Source organism: Serratia surfactantfaciens (genome assembly GCF_001642805.2).
GTDB lineage: Bacteria > Pseudomonadota > Gammaproteobacteria > Enterobacterales > Enterobacteriaceae > Serratia > Serratia surfactantfaciens.
On sequence record NZ_CP016948.1, the window covers coordinates 2431632 to 2446844 of the forward strand.

At 58.5% G+C, this 15213-nt stretch carries 14 protein-coding genes; 3 read left to right on the top strand and 11 right to left on the bottom strand.

The genetic code is table 11. The annotated features are described in order from the left end of the window. Positions 1-101: 101 nt before the first annotated feature. From ATE40_RS11495 to flhD, 10 genes are all read right to left on the bottom strand, one after another. The gene (locus tag ATE40_RS11495) at positions 102-1151 is read right to left on the bottom strand and encodes a protein-glutamate methylesterase/protein-glutamine glutaminase (RefSeq protein ID WP_016927288.1); all 1050 of its coding nucleotides are present in this window, start codon (positions 1149-1151) and stop codon (positions 102-104) included. Next, positions 1151-2023: a protein-glutamate O-methyltransferase CheR gene (gene cheR, locus ATE40_RS11500; protein ID WP_025159837.1), complete on the bottom strand. Its 873-nt coding sequence runs from the start codon at positions 2021-2023 to the stop codon at positions 1151-1153. The genes ATE40_RS11495 and cheR overlap by 1 nt, the downstream gene beginning before the upstream one ends. A gap of 28 nt (positions 2024-2051) precedes the next feature. Further along, a complete protein-coding gene (locus tag ATE40_RS11505; RefSeq protein WP_019452966.1) occupies positions 2052-3677 on the bottom strand; it encodes a methyl-accepting chemotaxis protein in 1626 nt (541 codons plus the stop codon). A 76-nt stretch (positions 3678-3753) separates the two neighbouring features. Continuing rightward, the gene (locus ATE40_RS11510) at positions 3754-5424 is read right to left on the bottom strand and encodes a methyl-accepting chemotaxis protein (protein ID WP_025159838.1); all 1671 of its coding nucleotides are present in this window, start codon (positions 5422-5424) and stop codon (positions 3754-3756) included. 195 nt (positions 5425-5619) lie between these two features. Then, positions 5620-6120, bottom strand: a complete 501-nt coding sequence (gene cheW / locus ATE40_RS11515) for a chemotaxis protein CheW (RefSeq protein ID WP_004934876.1) — start codon at positions 6118-6120, stop codon at positions 5620-5622. Positions 6121-6152: 32 nt separating this feature from the next. After that, on the bottom strand, positions 6153-8174 hold the full coding sequence (gene cheA / locus ATE40_RS11520; protein WP_063918549.1) for a chemotaxis protein CheA: 2022 nt from the start codon (positions 8172-8174) through the stop codon (positions 6153-6155). Next, positions 8171-9247 carry a flagellar motor protein MotB gene (motB, locus tag ATE40_RS11525; protein ID WP_063918550.1) on the bottom strand — a complete coding sequence of 359 codons (1077 nt, stop codon included), beginning with the start codon at positions 9245-9247 and terminating at the stop codon, positions 8171-8173. The genes cheA and motB overlap by 4 nt, the downstream gene beginning before the upstream one ends. Next, on the bottom strand, positions 9244-10134 hold the full coding sequence (gene motA, locus ATE40_RS11530; RefSeq protein ID WP_015378266.1) for a flagellar motor stator protein MotA: 891 nt from the start codon (positions 10132-10134) through the stop codon (positions 9244-9246). The genes motB and motA overlap by 4 nt, the downstream gene beginning before the upstream one ends. A gap of 144 nt (positions 10135-10278) precedes the next feature. Further along, positions 10279-10863 carry a flagellar transcriptional regulator FlhC gene (gene flhC, locus ATE40_RS11535; RefSeq protein WP_019452971.1) on the bottom strand — a complete coding sequence of 195 codons (585 nt, stop codon included), beginning with the start codon at positions 10861-10863 and terminating at the stop codon, positions 10279-10281. Next, complete coding sequence (gene flhD / locus ATE40_RS11540; RefSeq protein ID WP_033643537.1) at positions 10863-11213, bottom strand: flagellar transcriptional regulator FlhD; 351 nt, start codon at positions 11211-11213, stop codon at positions 10863-10865. Before flhD ends, flhC begins: the two co-directional genes overlap by 1 nt. Positions 11214-12570: 1357 nt before the next feature. Between flhD and ydgT the strand changes: the two genes are divergently transcribed. The 3 genes from ydgT (at position 12571) to ATE40_RS11555 (ending at position 14519) form a co-directional block, all read left to right on the top strand. Beyond that, the gene (gene ydgT, locus ATE40_RS11545) at positions 12571-12786 is read left to right on the top strand and encodes a transcription modulator YdgT (protein ID WP_004934895.1); all 216 of its coding nucleotides are present in this window, start codon (positions 12571-12573) and stop codon (positions 12784-12786) included. Between the two features lie 197 nt (positions 12787-12983). Continuing rightward, positions 12984-13403 carry a universal stress protein UspC gene (gene uspC, locus ATE40_RS11550; protein ID WP_019452973.1) on the top strand — a complete coding sequence of 140 codons (420 nt, stop codon included), beginning with the start codon at positions 12984-12986 and terminating at the stop codon, positions 13401-13403. A gap of 84 nt (positions 13404-13487) precedes the next feature. Then, positions 13488-14519 (top strand): NADP-dependent oxidoreductase, encoded by a 1032-nt coding sequence (locus tag ATE40_RS11555; protein WP_063918551.1) that lies wholly within the window; start codon positions 13488-13490, stop codon positions 14517-14519. Positions 14520-14554: 35 nt separating this feature from the next. Here the strand turns inward: ATE40_RS11555 and pcp are convergent, their stop codons facing one another. Then, entirely contained in the window at positions 14555-15202 is a 648-nt protein-coding gene (gene pcp / locus ATE40_RS11560; protein ID WP_063918644.1) for a pyroglutamyl-peptidase I, read from the bottom strand. Positions 15203-15213 lie beyond the last annotated feature (11 nt).

Sequence of the window (15213 nt, forward strand, 5' to 3'; positions counted from 1 at the left end):
GTTACTCCTGAAATAGTTAACCGTTTAATGATGCAAAACCGCAGGCCGCCGCGCGGCGGCCGTGGGTCATATCGCCGCCGGGTAACCCCGGCGGACTAAAATTAAATACGCAATGCCTGGCCGCCGGCAATCTGCGCCAGCATCCGTTGGCTCATTCTGTCCAGCTCGACCACTTCGCTGACGCCGCCGCTGGCGATCGCCTCGCGCGGCATGCCGAACACCACGCAGCTCGCCTCGTTCTGCGCCAGGGTATAAGCCCCTGCGCGATGCATCTCCAGCATCCCCGCCGCACCGTCGTTGCCCATGCCGGTGAGGATCACCCCCACCGCATTGCGGCCGGCGTATTGCGCCACCGAGCGGAACAGCACATCGACCGACGGGCGATGGCGGTTGACCGCCGGGCCGTCATGCAGCTTCACCTGATAGTTGGCGCCGCTGCGCGCCAGCTCCAGATGGCGGTCCCCCGGTGCGATATAGGCGTGGCCCGGCAGCACGCGCTCGCCGTCCTCCGCTTCTTTCACCGTGATCTGGCACAGTTTGTTCAGCCGTTCGGCGAACGAACGGGTGAATCCCGGCGGCATGTGTTGCGTGATCAGCAGCGCCGGACTGGTGGCCGGCAGCGGCTGCAGCACCTGGCGGATCGCTTCGGTGCCGCCGGTGGAGGCGCCGATGGCGATCAGTTTTTCACTGCTCAGCAGCGGCGCATGGCTGAGGATCGCCGGCGCCGGGCTGCTCGAGCGCTGAGGCAGGCGCGCCCTGGCCGCGGTGCGGATCTTCTCGGCGATCAGCTCACTGTAGGCCAGCATGCCCTCGCGAATGCCGAGCTGCGGTTTGGTGACGAAATCCACCGCGCCCAGCTCCAGCGCGCGCAGCGTGATCTCCGAGCCTTTGCCGGTCAGCGAAGAGACCATCACCACCGGCATCGGCCGCAGGCGCATCAGTTTCTCGAGGAAATCCAGTCCGTCCATGCGCGGCATCTCGACGTCCAGCGTCAGCACCTGAGGATTAAATTTTTTGATCAGATCGCGCGCAACCAGCGGATCCGGCGCGGTCGCCACCATTTCCATATCGGCATGGCCGTTCACGATTTCCGTCATCAGCTGACGCATCAGTGCCGAATCGTCTACGCATAACACTCTGATTTTACTCATTACCTCTCCTTGGTCAGCCCATACACGGTCTGCCCACGCAAGTAGAAATCCCGGCTGATCTGGCTGAAGTTCTCGGAGTGGCCGGCGAACATCAGCCCCCCCGGCTTAAGCAAGGGAACGAAGCGGCGCAGGATGCGCTCCTGCGTCGCCTTATCGAAATAGATCATGACGTTGCGGCAAAAAATGGCGTCGAACTGCCCCGGCAGCGCCCACTCCGGCGCCAGCAGGTTCAGCGGCTGAAAGTTCACCCGCGCCGCCAGTTCCGGCCGCACCCGCACCAGCCCCTGATGCGGCCCGGTGCCACGCAGAAAATAGCGCTGCATTTGGGTCGGCGTCAGGGTGCGCAGATCTTCCTGGCGGTAAACGCCCGCCTCCGCTTTTTCCAGCACCTGCGTATCGATGTCGCTGGCCCAGACCTGGCAACTGCCGGCCCGCTGCCCCAAGGCATCGCTCAGCGTGATGGCGATCGAATACGGCTCTTCGCCGGTCGAGGCCGCAGTGCTCCAGACGCTGTAGCCGTTCGGCCGTGAGCGCGCATGCTCCGCCAGGATCGGGAAGTGATGCGCCTCGCGGAAAAATGCCGTCAGGTTGGTGGTCAACGCGTTGATGAACGCCTGCCATTCCGCGCTGTTCGGATCGCTTTCCAGCAGCGCCAGATAGTCGCCGAAGTCGTGCAATCCCAGCAGCCGCAATCGGCGCACCAGACGGTTGTAAACCATCTCGCGCTTATGCTCCGCCAGCACGATGCCGGCGCGTTGATAAATCAACTGGCTGATACGACGGAAATGCACGTCCGACAGCGGCAGGCGCTGCACCATTTGCGTCAACATCGACGCAGTATCCCGGTTAGAAGTTGACGGCGCCTGTTTCATGCCGCCTCACCGGGGAAAAACGTGCTGTTTATGCGGTTTGACAATCTTGGGCTTCCTTTACCACGGATGAAACTGCGTTGTTGCTGTTACCTGGCGCGACGAAGTTATCGTCCGCCAGACGGAATACCGCGACCGCATCGGCCAGGGTAATAGCCTGCTCTTCCAGCGCGGTGGCGGCAGAGGCGGACTCTTCCACCAGCGCGGCGTTCTGTTGGGTGACCTGGTCCATCTGGGTCACCGCCTGCGTCACCTGCTCGATGCCGCGGCTTTGTTCATCCGAAGCCGACGCGATCTCGCCCATGATGTCGGTGACGCGGGTCACCGAACGTACGATGTCCTGCATGGTGGCGCCGGAATTTTCCACCAGCACCGAGCCGTGTTTGACGCGGCTGACCGATTCGTCGATCAGCACCTTGATCTCTTTCGCCGCCTGGGCGCTGCGACTCGCCAGGTTGCGCACTTCGCCGGCGACCACGGCAAAACCGCGCCCCTGTTCACCGGCGCGTGCCGCTTCCACTGCCGCATTGAGCGCCAGAATGTTGGTCTGGAAGGCGATGCCGTCGATCACGCTGGTGATGGCACCGATTTTCTGCGAGCTGTTGGCGATATCGTGCATGGTGGTGACCACGTCACCGGCCAGTTCACCGCCCTTGGCCGCCGTGGCCGAGGCGTCGCGCGCCAGCTGAGACGCCTGCCGCGCATTGTCGGCGTTCTGTTTCACCGTCGCGGTCAGCTGTTCCATGCTGGCGGCGGTCTCTTCCAGCGAAGCGGCCTGCTGCTCGGTGCGGGAAGAGAGATCGTTGTTGCCTTCGGAGATCTCCTGCAGGCCGATCAGAATCGATTCCGCCCCGTCGCGCACCGCGCCCACAGTACCGATCAGCGACTGCTGCGTGCGCTGCAGGCTGGCGAACAGCATGCTGATTTCATTGCGGCCGTACACTTGAATCGGCGTCGCCAAGTCACCGGCGGCGATGCGTTCAAAGTGGCTGCGGATTTGGTTCAGCGGTTGTACCAACATGGTGCGCAACCACCACATGGCGCTACCGGTCACCACGATCAGCATCAATACCGCCCCCGCCAGCATCAGGCCCGCCAGCGTGAAGGAGAACTGGTTGGCGTCTCTGGCCTCGCTGATGTCGCCGTTGATCAACTGCAGATACTGCACGAAGTCGGCCTCGAACAGGTCCTGGGTCTTCTGCGTCGGCTGATCCATAAACGCCTGCAGCTCCCCTTTTTCCAGGAAGCCGATCAGCTCGCGCAGCGCGCCGCGCAATCGCTCGTAGCTGGCTTTGGTGGTCGCCGTCTGCTGGCTCTGTTGCTCACTGCTGCGCTCAACCGCCATGAACTGATTGAAATAGAGATCGGCCTTCTGCAGCGAACTGCGGGCGCTGCTCATCAATTCGTTCACCTGTTCCTGTGGCAGCTTCAGCGCCGCGCGGGTGCCGGCGCGGTTCAACGTATTGCGCGCCTGCAACAACGACACCCAGCTCAGGCTGAGCGAATCGCGCTGCTGGCTGCCGAGGGTGATGATATCGAGGTTGTGGTTATCGGAGCGGAACGCGGAATACGACAGGCCGCTGCTGGCCAACTGCAGAACGCAGAAGGTCATCAACAACAGGAACAAGCTGGTAGAGATACGGATTCGGTTAAACACTGTGAACCTCCTTGCAGCCGGCCGGCGACCGACCTACGTAGGGAAAAGGGCCTCTGCGAGAGAGGCCCGATACCGGTCAGAACGTTTCCCAGTTATCCTGCAGATCGCTGGCGTTCATTTTTTTATGATTGATTACCGGTGTTACCGTCGCCTTGCTGGTGACAGGCGTTTTAAACTCTTCCTGGCCTTCCGACCTCAGGCGGAATACCGCCACCGACTGGGTCAGCATGCTGGCCTGTTCTTCCAGCGCCGCCGCCGCCGAGGCAGATTCTTCTACCAACGAGGCGTTCTGCTGGGTCACGCGGTCCATTTCCGCCACCGCCTGGCCAACCTGATCGATGCCACGGCTCTGCTCGTCCGAAGCCGACGCGATTTCGCCCATGATGTCGGTCACACGGGTAACGGCGTTGACGATGTCGCCCATGGTTTCGCCGGCGCTCTCGACCAACACGGAACCCATATCGACGCGGCTGACCGAGTCTTCAATCAGGCCTTTGATCTCTTTCGCCGCCTGTGCGCTGCGCTGCGCCAGGTTGCGCACTTCACCGGCCACCACCGCGAAGCCACGGCCCTGTTCGCCGGCGCGCGCCGCTTCCACCGCGGCGTTCAACGCCAGGATGTTGGTCTGGAAAGCGATACCGTCGATCACACCGGTAATATCGGCGATCTTCTGTGAACTGCCGGCGATGTCGTGCATGGTCTGCACCACGTTAGCCACGACCTTGCCGCCTTTCTGCGCGGTTTCGGAGGCGCTCAGCGCCAGCTGAGAGGCCTGACGGGCGTTTTCGGCGTTCTGTTTCACCGTCGCGGTCAACTGCTCCATGCTGGCGGCGGTCTCTTCCAGCGAAGCAGCCTGCTGCTCGGTGCGGGAGGAGAGATCGTTGTTGCCTGCGGCGATTTCAGACGCGCCGCTGTAGATGGCGTCTGCGCCCTGACGCACGCCGCTGACGGTTTCGATCAGCTCGCTTTGCATGTGTTTCAGGCTGGCTGCCAGCACGCCCATTTCGTTGCGGCTGGTGACGACGATCTGTTGAGTCAGGTCGCCGGCGGCGATCTGTTTGATGTGGTCGATCATGCGATTCAGCGGACGCACCAGGATGTGATGGATACCGGTCCAGGCCAGTACGATCACCGCCAGCACCACCACCAGCACCACGATCAGCGTCCAAATGGCCGAGTTGTAGGAGCTGTTGCTGCCGTCGACTGCGATTTGGTACAGCTTGCCGTTTTGCTCCAGGTAAACGTTGTAGCTCTGCTCAAAGTTGTCCTGGTAGCTCTGCGTAGGCTGATCGAAGAAGGCGTTGATCTTGCCTTCGCCCAGCAGTTGGATCAGTTCGGAAAGCGCGCCGTACAGAATGTCGTACTGCTGCTTCACGCGCTCTGCCGACTGAGGATCCTGACGCGGATCCTGAGGGATTTTCTCGTACGCGGCGTAGTGTCTTTCCGCCTCGGCCAGCTCTTCTTTCGCCTTGGCCAGCAGTTCATCAATGGTGGCGCCGCTGCCGATCTTATTGGTATCCATCATGTAACGAATACCGGCGCGGTTCAGCGAGTTGCGCGCCTGCAGCAGATCAACGCGGCTTTCACTCAGCTGCAGCTGCTGCTGACGGATAGTTTGCAGGACGGTAAAGTTTTCCTTATCGCTTTTCAGCGAGGAGAAAAAGAGTCCGCCCGAAATCAACTGCAAGGCGCCAAACAGCACCAACACCAGCAACAGGCTGGTGACCACCTTCATACGATTTAACATGATTTCCCTTGTTGAAGCCCGCGCAGACAGGCTTTGATGACGTTGAATGTGAGAGTTATCGGCGCAGCGCGGCAAAACTTTATGCGGGAAAGTAACTATTTTTAGTGGGGGTTCAGGACACGGCCTGCGGCGTCGCGGCAAGTCATGGAAAGTGAAGGTGATAGGGGGCAGCGCCCTGCCCCCTTGGGTCTTGAATCAGACGCTTTTCGCCACGCTGTCGACCAGCGACATCTCTTCGCTGCTCAGCAGCTTTTCGATATCCACCAGGATCAACATGCGCTCGCCCAGCGAACCGAGGCCGGTGAGGTATTCGGTCGCCAGCGTCACCGCAAACTCCGGTGCCGGGCGGATCTGATCGGCGGTCAGCGACAGCACGTCGGAAACGCCGTCGACCACGATGCCCACCACGCGCTGGCCAAAGTTCAGCACGATCACCACGGTGTTCTCATCGTAAGACACGCTCTGCTGCGAGAACTTCACCCGCAGATCGATGATCGGCACGATCACGCCGCGCAGGTTAGTAACGCCCTTGATGAACGCCGGGGTGTTGGCGATGCGGGTTACCTGATCGTAGCCGCGAATTTCCTGCACCTTGAGGATATCGATGCCGTACTCCTCGTTGCCCAGGGTAAAAATCAGAAACTCTTGCCCTACCGTTTCGCCAGCCAATTTGCTGACGGCTGCCAATCCTGCCATATCATTCACCTTTTAAATCAATAAACTCATTATTATGCGGCGGCGTCCGTCAGACGCTTTTCACGGTTCAAGGTTTGCAACGCCGAGACATCGACGATCAATGCCACGCTGCCGTCGCCCAAAATGGTCGCGGCGGAGATGCCCGGCACTTTGCGGTAGTTGCTTTCCAGATTCTTCACCACCACCTGATGCTGGCCGATCAGCTGATCCACCAGCAACGCATAGCGGCGGCCGGCGCTTTGCAGGATAACGACGATGCCCTGCGTGGCGTCGGTTTTGGCGCCTTCCACTTCGAACACCCGATACAGCTCCACCAGCGGCAGGTATTCGCCGCGCACCTGCAGCACGCGTTCGCCGCCGGCCAACGGATGCAGGTCTTCCGCCTGCGGCTGCAGCGACTCCATCACCGCGTTCAGCGGCAGGATAAAGACTTCGTCGTTCACCTTAACCGACATGCCGTCGAGAATCGCCAGCGTCAGCGGCAGCAGGATGCGGATGGTGGTGCCTTTGCAGGCCTGCGAGCGGATCTCGACGTGACCGCCCATCTCCTGAATGTTCCGTTTCACCACGTCCATGCCGACGCCGCGGCCAGAAACGTCGGTCACCTGTTCGGCGGTGGAGAAGCCCGGCGCAAAGATCAGCATGCCGACCTCTTCGTCGCTCATGCTGTCGCTGACCGCCAGCCCTTGCGACGCGGCCTTGGCGAGAATTTTTTCGCGGTTCAGCCCGGCGCCGTCGTCGATGACCTCAATGCAGATGTTGCCGCCCTGATGTTCGGCAGACAGCACCAGATTGCCCACCGCCGACTTGCCGGCGGCGACGCGGGTGGCCGGCTCTTCGATGCCGTGATCGAGGCTGTTGCGCACCAGGTGCGTCAGCGGATCGATAATGCGTTCGATCAGGCTCTTGTCCAGTTCGGTGGAACTGCCCTGCAGCGTCAGCTCCACCTGTTTGTTCAGCTTGCCGGCCAGATCGCGCACCAGACGCGGATAGCGGCTGAAGACATATTCCATCGGCATCATGCGGATCGACATCACCGACTCCTGCAGATCGCGCGCGTTACGCTCCAGCTGGCTCATGCTGTTCAGCAGGTCGCCGTGGTTCACCGGATCCAGCGTGCCGGAGCGTTGCGCCAGCATCGACTGGGTGATCACCAGCTCGCCCACCAGGTTGATCAGTTGATCCACCTTTTCCACCGCTACGCGAATGCTGGTGGACTCGCTCGCCTTGGCGCGCGCTTTCGGCGCTTCCGCCTGCGCGGCGGCCGGTTTGGCGGCAGGCGGCGCGGCGTTCGCAACCGGCGCAGGCGCGGGCTCTGGCGTAACGACCGCCTCCGGCGAGTTCGCTGCCGCGACGACCGGCGCACTCTGCGTCGGCGTCGAGAAGCTGATTTGTTCCGGTTCCAGCACGAAGCACAGCACGGCGCTGATGTCGTCCTCGCTGGCGGAGGTGAGCAACGTTACGTCCAGACTGTGCTCCGTCTGATGAGGGTCTTTAACCTCGCCGAGGTTGCCCAGCTCTTCCAACATCAACGGGATTTCACTGGCTTTCAGCCCGTTCAGGCTGATGCGCATACCGCCTTCGATCGCCGCCGGCGCGGCCGCTGGCTGCACAACGGGCTGCTGAACGACCGGCTGAGCCGCGGGCGCCTCCTGCTGCTGTTGCGCTTCCAACGCCAGCTGACGCAGCGCCTGGCAAATGTATTCAAAGCTTTCAGCGTCAGGCTGTTGCGAGGTCTTATAGGCGTCCAGTTGCTCCTGCATAATGTCTTTGGTTTCCAGAAACAGGTTGATAATCTCGGTACTCAGGCTCATTTCTTGGCGCCTTGCACCGTCCAGCAGGTTCTCCAGCAGGTGGGTGGTTTCCTGCAGCACCGAAAAACCAAAGGTCGCCGCCCCGCCCTTGATCGAATGCGCCGCGCGGAAGATGGCGTTCAACGGCTCGATATCGGGGGCCAGCGGATCCAGCTCCAGCAGGTGTTGCTCCATGTCGGCCAGCAACTCGTCCGCCTCATCAAAGAAGGTCTGATAAAAATCGCTAATGTCCATGCTCACGGGGTCACCTCTGGCTGTGAGTCGCGGTTAGTCGGTGCGGGCGCGGCTGCCGGCTGTTCCGGCGTTTGACCGGCCGTGGCTAGCGCCGGGGATGCCTGCAATTGACCGGCGGGATCCGCCGCCGACAGCGGCGTTGGATCGGTCGGCGTTGCCGCCTGGGGTTCCGGCGTTTGGCTGGCCGGCGCAGTCGCCGACGGCGCCAGCTGCTTCAGGCTGTCCGGCTGGGCGATATCCACCGCGTTGCCTTCAGCATTTTCGTGTTCGATGCCTTCTTGCGTTTGCTTATTCAGCACCAGCACGGTGATGCGACGGTTGATCGCGTCATCGGCGCCGTGCTGTTTCAGGCTCATGGTGGCCGCCATGCCCACCACTCGCAGCACCTTGCCTTCCGCCAGACCGCCGGCGATCAGCTCGCGTCGGGAGGCGTTGGCGCGATCGGCCGACAGTTCCCAGTTGCTGTAGCCGCGCTCCCCGGTGGCGTAAGGAATATCATCGGTGTGGCCGGACAGGCTGATCTTGTTCGGCAGGTCGTTCAGAATCGGGGCTATCGCCCGCAGAATATCGCGCATGTAGCTCTCGACCTGCGCGCTACCGGTTTTGAACATCGGCCGATTCTGGCTATCGATAATCTGGATGCGCAGCCCCTCGTCCATCATGTTGATCAGCAGATGCGGACGCAGCGCCTTCAGGCGCGGATCGGACTCAATCAGTTCATCCAGCTTTTCGCGCAGCTTGTTCAGCCGCAGCTCTTCGGCGCGCTTGTCCGGCGAATCGACCTGTTTTTTCACCAGGCCGTGCTGTTGCGTCGGATCGTCGCCGCCGCCCGGAATCGGACTGCTTTCGGAACTGCTCTTGTCGCCGCTGGTCAGGGCAACCTTGAGCGGCGTGCGGAAGTATTCGGCGATTTGCGTCAGCTCCTGCGGGCTGGCGATCGCCAGCAGCCACATCACCAGGAAGAATGCCATCATCGCCGTCATAAAGTCGGCATAGGCAATCTTCCAGGAGCCGCCGTGATGGGCGGCATGATGCGACTTGCGCTTTCTGACCAGGACGACCGGGTGATTCTGTTTCATGCTTCTTCTTCTTCCGTCGCCTGCTGTGCCGGCGCTTTCACGCGGCGCACATGTTCTTCCAGCTCAACGAAAGAAGGACGTTCGGTGGTATACAGCGTTTTACGGCCGAACTCGACCGCGATCTGCGGGGCATAACCGTTCAGGCTCGACAGCAGCGTGACCTTGATGCACTGCATCATCTTGACGTTTTCGGCGCTCTTCTGGCGCAGCAGCGTGGCCAGCGGCGAGATAAAGCCGTAGGCCAACAGAATGCCGAGGAAAGTACCGACCATGGCGTTGGCGATCAGCGCCCCCAGTTCAGCGGCCGGACGGTCAGCCGAAGCCAGTGCGTGCACTACCCCCATCACTGCCGCGACGATACCGAACGCAGGCAAGGAATCGCCCACCATCGCCAGGCTGCCGGCGGGCACTTCGCTTTCCTGCTCGTAGGTTTCGATCTCTTCGTCCATCAGCGCTTCGATCTCGAACGCATTCATATTGCCGCTCACCATCAGCCGTAAATAGTCGGTAATGAACTCCACCAGGGTGTTATCGGCAAGGATGCGCGGATAATTAGAGAAAATTTCACTTTCTTGCGGATTATCGATATCGAACTCGAGCGACAGCATGCCCTGCTGACGCGATTTGGCCAGCAGGCGGAACAGCAGCGCCATCAGATCCATGTACAGATCTTTGTTGTATTTGGAGCGCCGCATCAGGCGTGGCAACGCGCGCAGCGTGGCCTTGATCGCCTTGCCGTTGTTGCCGACGATGAAAGCGCCGACGCCCGCCCCGCCGATGATCAGAAATTCAGCCGGCTGATATAACGCGCCGAGATGACCGCCCACGATCAGGTAGCCGCCAAACACCGCACCCAATACCACGAGATAACCCAAAATAACTAGCACACGCATTCCTTAAATTAACAATGTGGATGGAAGGTGGGGCAAACGCGCCCTGGCCAACAGACCAGGCGGCATGTCTGGGGGCGGCATGCCGCCCCTGCGTATCACACGTCGGTGTTCATTGCCGAGAGCCGGCAACGTGGCGGCTCAAATGGCGCGTTTGACCTGCTCGTCCAGCAGTTGAGGAATAATATCGGCCAGTTGCGGCGAAAGTTTACGTCTTTTTACTGCGCGGGATGGGGGTTGGCATAAACTGCAGATGAAACCATTCAGCGGCTGGTGCGCATGGGTGATAAATGCGCCGCCGCAGCAGCTGCAGGCGGAGAGTTGCAGCATGCCGCTGTCGACGAAACGCACCAGCGTCCAGGCGCGCGTCAACGCCAGCAGCGGCGCATCGCCGGCCTGCTGGGGACATTGTTCCAGATAGAGGCGATAAGCTTTAATCACCGCCTCCACTCCGCTGCACTGCCCACTTTTCATCAGGAACAGGTAAGCGTTGTAAAACATCGAAGAGTGAATATTTTGTTCCCAGGTCATAAACCAGTCGGTTGAGAACGGCAACATCCCTTTCGGCGGCGGACTGCCGCGCAACTCCTTATAAAGTTTAATCAAGCGCCCGCGGCTGAGCTGGGTCTCGCTCTCCAGCATCTGCAAACGGGCTCCCAGTGAAATCAGCTCCATCGCGAGCTGAATGTCCTTGGCTTCTTGAACAATACTTTTCTCAACCATCATCAGGCTCTTTTCTTCGTCGGGCTAGCGTCTTTACTCGATAGCTCTTGCAGTAAATGGCTTGATAGCAAAATGCCGGTATGGATTTGTTGCAGATCGTCGACGCGCGACTCTTTGGTCAGGCGTTCGATGGTCTGGTGATCGTTAAAGCGGAAGTGGCAAACCAGCTGGTTGGTCTCAGCCAGTTTAACCATTTGCGGCAAAGTCAGCTGCGCCAACGCGTCAGCCATGGTTTCATCGATACCAAGGCGGAACATCGCGGACGCTTTTTCATCGTTGATCAAACGTTGTGCTAAAAGTAAATATGACAAATTGATGTCATAAATATGCTTAAGTAATTCAGACGTACCCATATTCCCCATCCCGACAGACTATGTTTAAAAACATACGCTGGGTGATAAATTTTATCGCCCGTGACCTGGGTTTTTTCCCAAAGTTGGCAAATTAATCTCTCAAAAACGACCGCTATAACTTTCGCCAATCGCTAAATTCGACCACTGTTCAGTATTTGCTACGAGCGTAAACCTACGTGTATGGATGTACAGCATTTTGCTTCGATAGTGTTTAGCCACCATGAAACTATTTTTACAAATTTAATAAGATTATTCCTAAAGCAACGCAACTCTACCCCCGAACCATTAGCACACACAATGTAAGTGAGAGGCAATTTTAAATACAATGTGACATAGATCACAAAAATAAAAAATATTTAAGCCAAATACGACTAAATGCGCACGTTTATTGACCTCGTTTTCGCTCACAAAATAGCCATAGGTAAAAAAACGTCTTAAAAACAATGTTTATAAGCCAAAAAATTATCTTTTTTAGATCAATTCGAACAAAAGCATCACCAAACCAAAATAACAGAACAAAAATCTGTATATAGGCGACAAACTCAGTATAAATAACCAATTACGTTGCTAAAAAATATCCAAGATGAAAAATAACCAACGTAAACTATAAGGTTATTACCTTTCAGATTTGACTTAAGCCCCTCGCTTCGGGCTGCTCTAATTTTCAACATAAGGTGATTAGGGCTTATCAATGATTCGCTGACGTTGTGAACAAGCCAACAGACGTAACGATATGTTTCCGTATTAGCCTGACGCAAGAATGCCATTTTTACGTTAAAAAGTGCCAGAACGACATATCGGCAGCGCATCGTAAAACTTTAATGCTTTTTTATTTCTTTTTTGTCGCCGCTTTAATTATCACGCAGAACTGTGAATTATTAAAATCCCCCGCGCGCCCATCACTTCACTGCAATAAAATAAAACGCAGTTTTGTTTTTCTCCTCAAAACCCTCAGGCCAATGAGACGACGTTTCAGCGCGAGCGGCAACGCCAAAAGCCGGACAACGCCGTAGCGGTCTTGCTAAAAAAGGAAGAAATCCCCTTCCCAGGACGAAAACGCGCTACCGCGCCTCTACACGCCGCCGCAACCCTACGGTTTCATCCCCTCCCCGTGCAGCCTCACCTGAGACTTTCCCTAATTCTCCATTTATCAGCAGGATGAGATTGCTGACAGCGCACCGGCATATTATGATTTAGCAACGCTCCGCCTCAGGCGGTGTCTCAATTATTACCCAGTGCAATTTATCTACTTGAAATGATTTTTGTCAGGTCGTACATCGCTGCCTCGACGGCATCGCCGAGAGTCGCTGATGTGTTATTCACCCGGCTTTAACTATTAACAGGCTATATTTTAATCATGACCGATACGCTCGAATATCTGCTGACATTCCGTAAATGCTCCTCTTTGGACAGCCTGGAGAAGGTGTACGACAAACTGAACTACTCCATTGAAAATGATACAGAAATGAGCAATATGTACCGCGCTGCAGACCACCGTCGCGCCGAACTGGTTGCAGGTAAATTGTTCGATCTGGGCAAAGTGCCGAAAACGCTGTGGGCGCAGGTGCTTTAATTCAGTGGAATTACGTGCGGCAACGGTTTTATCTTTTATTGCTATATAACCGGGCAAACTCAGCTTTTATTGCCGCGCGTGATGCGAAACACATTTATTACGCCCGCCAGGTTCTACCCTTTATCCGAGCGTAGCATTTTCTCTAAGGCCACCGACGCGGCAGCCTGAAACACGACGGATACAACAAGGAGTGGGATATGGGGTATCAAAACGTTCTGGTCACCGTCGCCGTCGCGCCTGACAGTCACCGCCTGGTGGAAAAGGCCGTCTCCATCGTCCGTCCCTATGGCGGCAACATCACGCTGCTCAGCACCCTCGCCAATCCGGAAATGTACAATAACTTCGCCGGGCCGATGCTCGGCGATTTGCGCACGCTGATGGAGGAAGAAACCCGGTTGTTTATGGAGGAACTGCGCCAACGCGCGGATTATCCGATCGCCGATACGCTGATCGTACACGGCGAGTTGGGCGACAGCCTGGCATTCGCCAGCCGCCGTCGGCCGTTCGACCTGCTGCTCTGCGGCAATCATCGCGACGGCATGATGAACAAAGTCTCCTGTTCCGCCGCCCGCTTCATCAACATCAGCCATATCGACGTGTTGATCGTGCCGCTCTAACGCTAAGCACATTCGGTAACGTTGCCTTGCCGCCCCTGGACTAGGCTTAACCAACCTGTCTGTCGCAACGCAAAGGAGCTTTCGATGTCCCCTTCTCAACAGAACCGTCGCTTCCTGCTGGCCTCGCGCCCGCACGGGGAACCGACGGCGGCAAACTTCCGTCTCGACACGGTTGCCACGCCGCAACCCGGCGTCGGCCAGCTGTTGCTGCGCACCGTTTATCTGTCATTGGATCCTTATATGCGCGGCCGCATGAGCGATGCCCCCTCCTATGCGCCGCCGGTGGAGATCGGCCAGGTGATGGTCGGCGGAACGGTATCGCGCGTGGCCTCCTCACAGCATCCCGATTTCAAGGTCGGCGATTGGGTGTTGGGCTATGACGGTTGGCAGGATTACGCGCTGTCCGACGGCAGCGGCCTGCGCAATCTCGGCCCGCACCTGGCGCACCCTTCCCGCCTGCTCGGCGTGCTGGGCATGCCGGGCTTCACCGCTTATATGGGATTACTCGACATCGGCCAACCCCAGGCGGGCGAAACGCTGGTGGTAGCCGCCGCCAGCGGTGCGGTCGGCTCGGTGGTCGGCCAAATCGGCAAGCTGAAAGGCTGCCGCGTGGTCGGCGTTGCCGGCGGCGCGGAAAAATGCCGCTATGTGGTGGAAGAATTGGGTTTTGACGCCTGTATCGATCACCGTGCCCCCGACTTTGCCGAACAGCTGGCCGCCGCCTGCCCACAGGGTATCGACATCTATTATGAAAACGTCGGCGGCGCGGTATTCGACGCCGTGCTGCCGCTATTGAACACCAAAGCGCGCATTCCAGTCTGCGGCATCATCGCCCATTACAATGCCACCGGATTACCCGCCGGGCCGGACCGTTTGCCGTTGCTGGAGGGGCTGATTCTGCGTAAACGCATCCGCATGCAGGGCTTTATCATCTTCGATGACTACGGCTCACGCTTTGATGAATTCCTGCAACAGATGAGCGGTTGGGTCGAGCAGGGGAAAATCAAGTTCCGCGAGGACATCGTCGACGGCCTGGAGCAGGCGCCCCAGGCGTTTATCGGTCTGCTGCAAGGCAAAAACTTCGGCAAACTGGTGATTCGCGTCGCCGACGAATAACCCGCAGCTGGGCGTGGTGCGCCACGCCCCCTTCTTTAATGTACGGCGCCGTCGCCGAATCGCACATCTTCCTCAACCATCAACGTGACCTCTACGATAGTGCGCACAGCCTCAACCATCGTCGCCAACGCCATGCTCGGCTTGCCCGGATGCGCCGCCGCCAGCTCATGACTGTACGGGATATGCACGAACCCGGCGCTGACCGCCGGGCAATGCGTCTGCAGATAGTGGCGCAAACCGTAAAAAATATGGTTGCAGTTATAGGTGCCCGCCGTGTAAGAAACCGCCGCCGGGATCCCCTGCCGGCGCAGTTGCTGTACCGCAGCCTTGACGGGCAACGTGCTGAAGTAGCCCACCGGGCCGCCGGCGACCACCGGCATATCAATCGGCTGTTTGCCGGCATTATCGGGGATGCGGGCATCGATCAGATTGATGGCCACCCGCTCCAGGGATATTTCGGCCCGGCCGCCGGCCAGGCCCAGACAGATCACCGCCAGCGGCTGCAATTCCTCAATCGCCGCGATTAGCCGCTGATTGGCTTCACCCAGCACGCAAGGCAATTCACGCACTATGATCTCCGCGCCGCCGCTTCGCTCACCGGCCAACGCCTGCGCGACCTGCCAGGAAGGATTTACCGCATCGCCATCGAACGGCTCAATACCGGTTACCAACACTTTGTTCATCATTTCCCCTG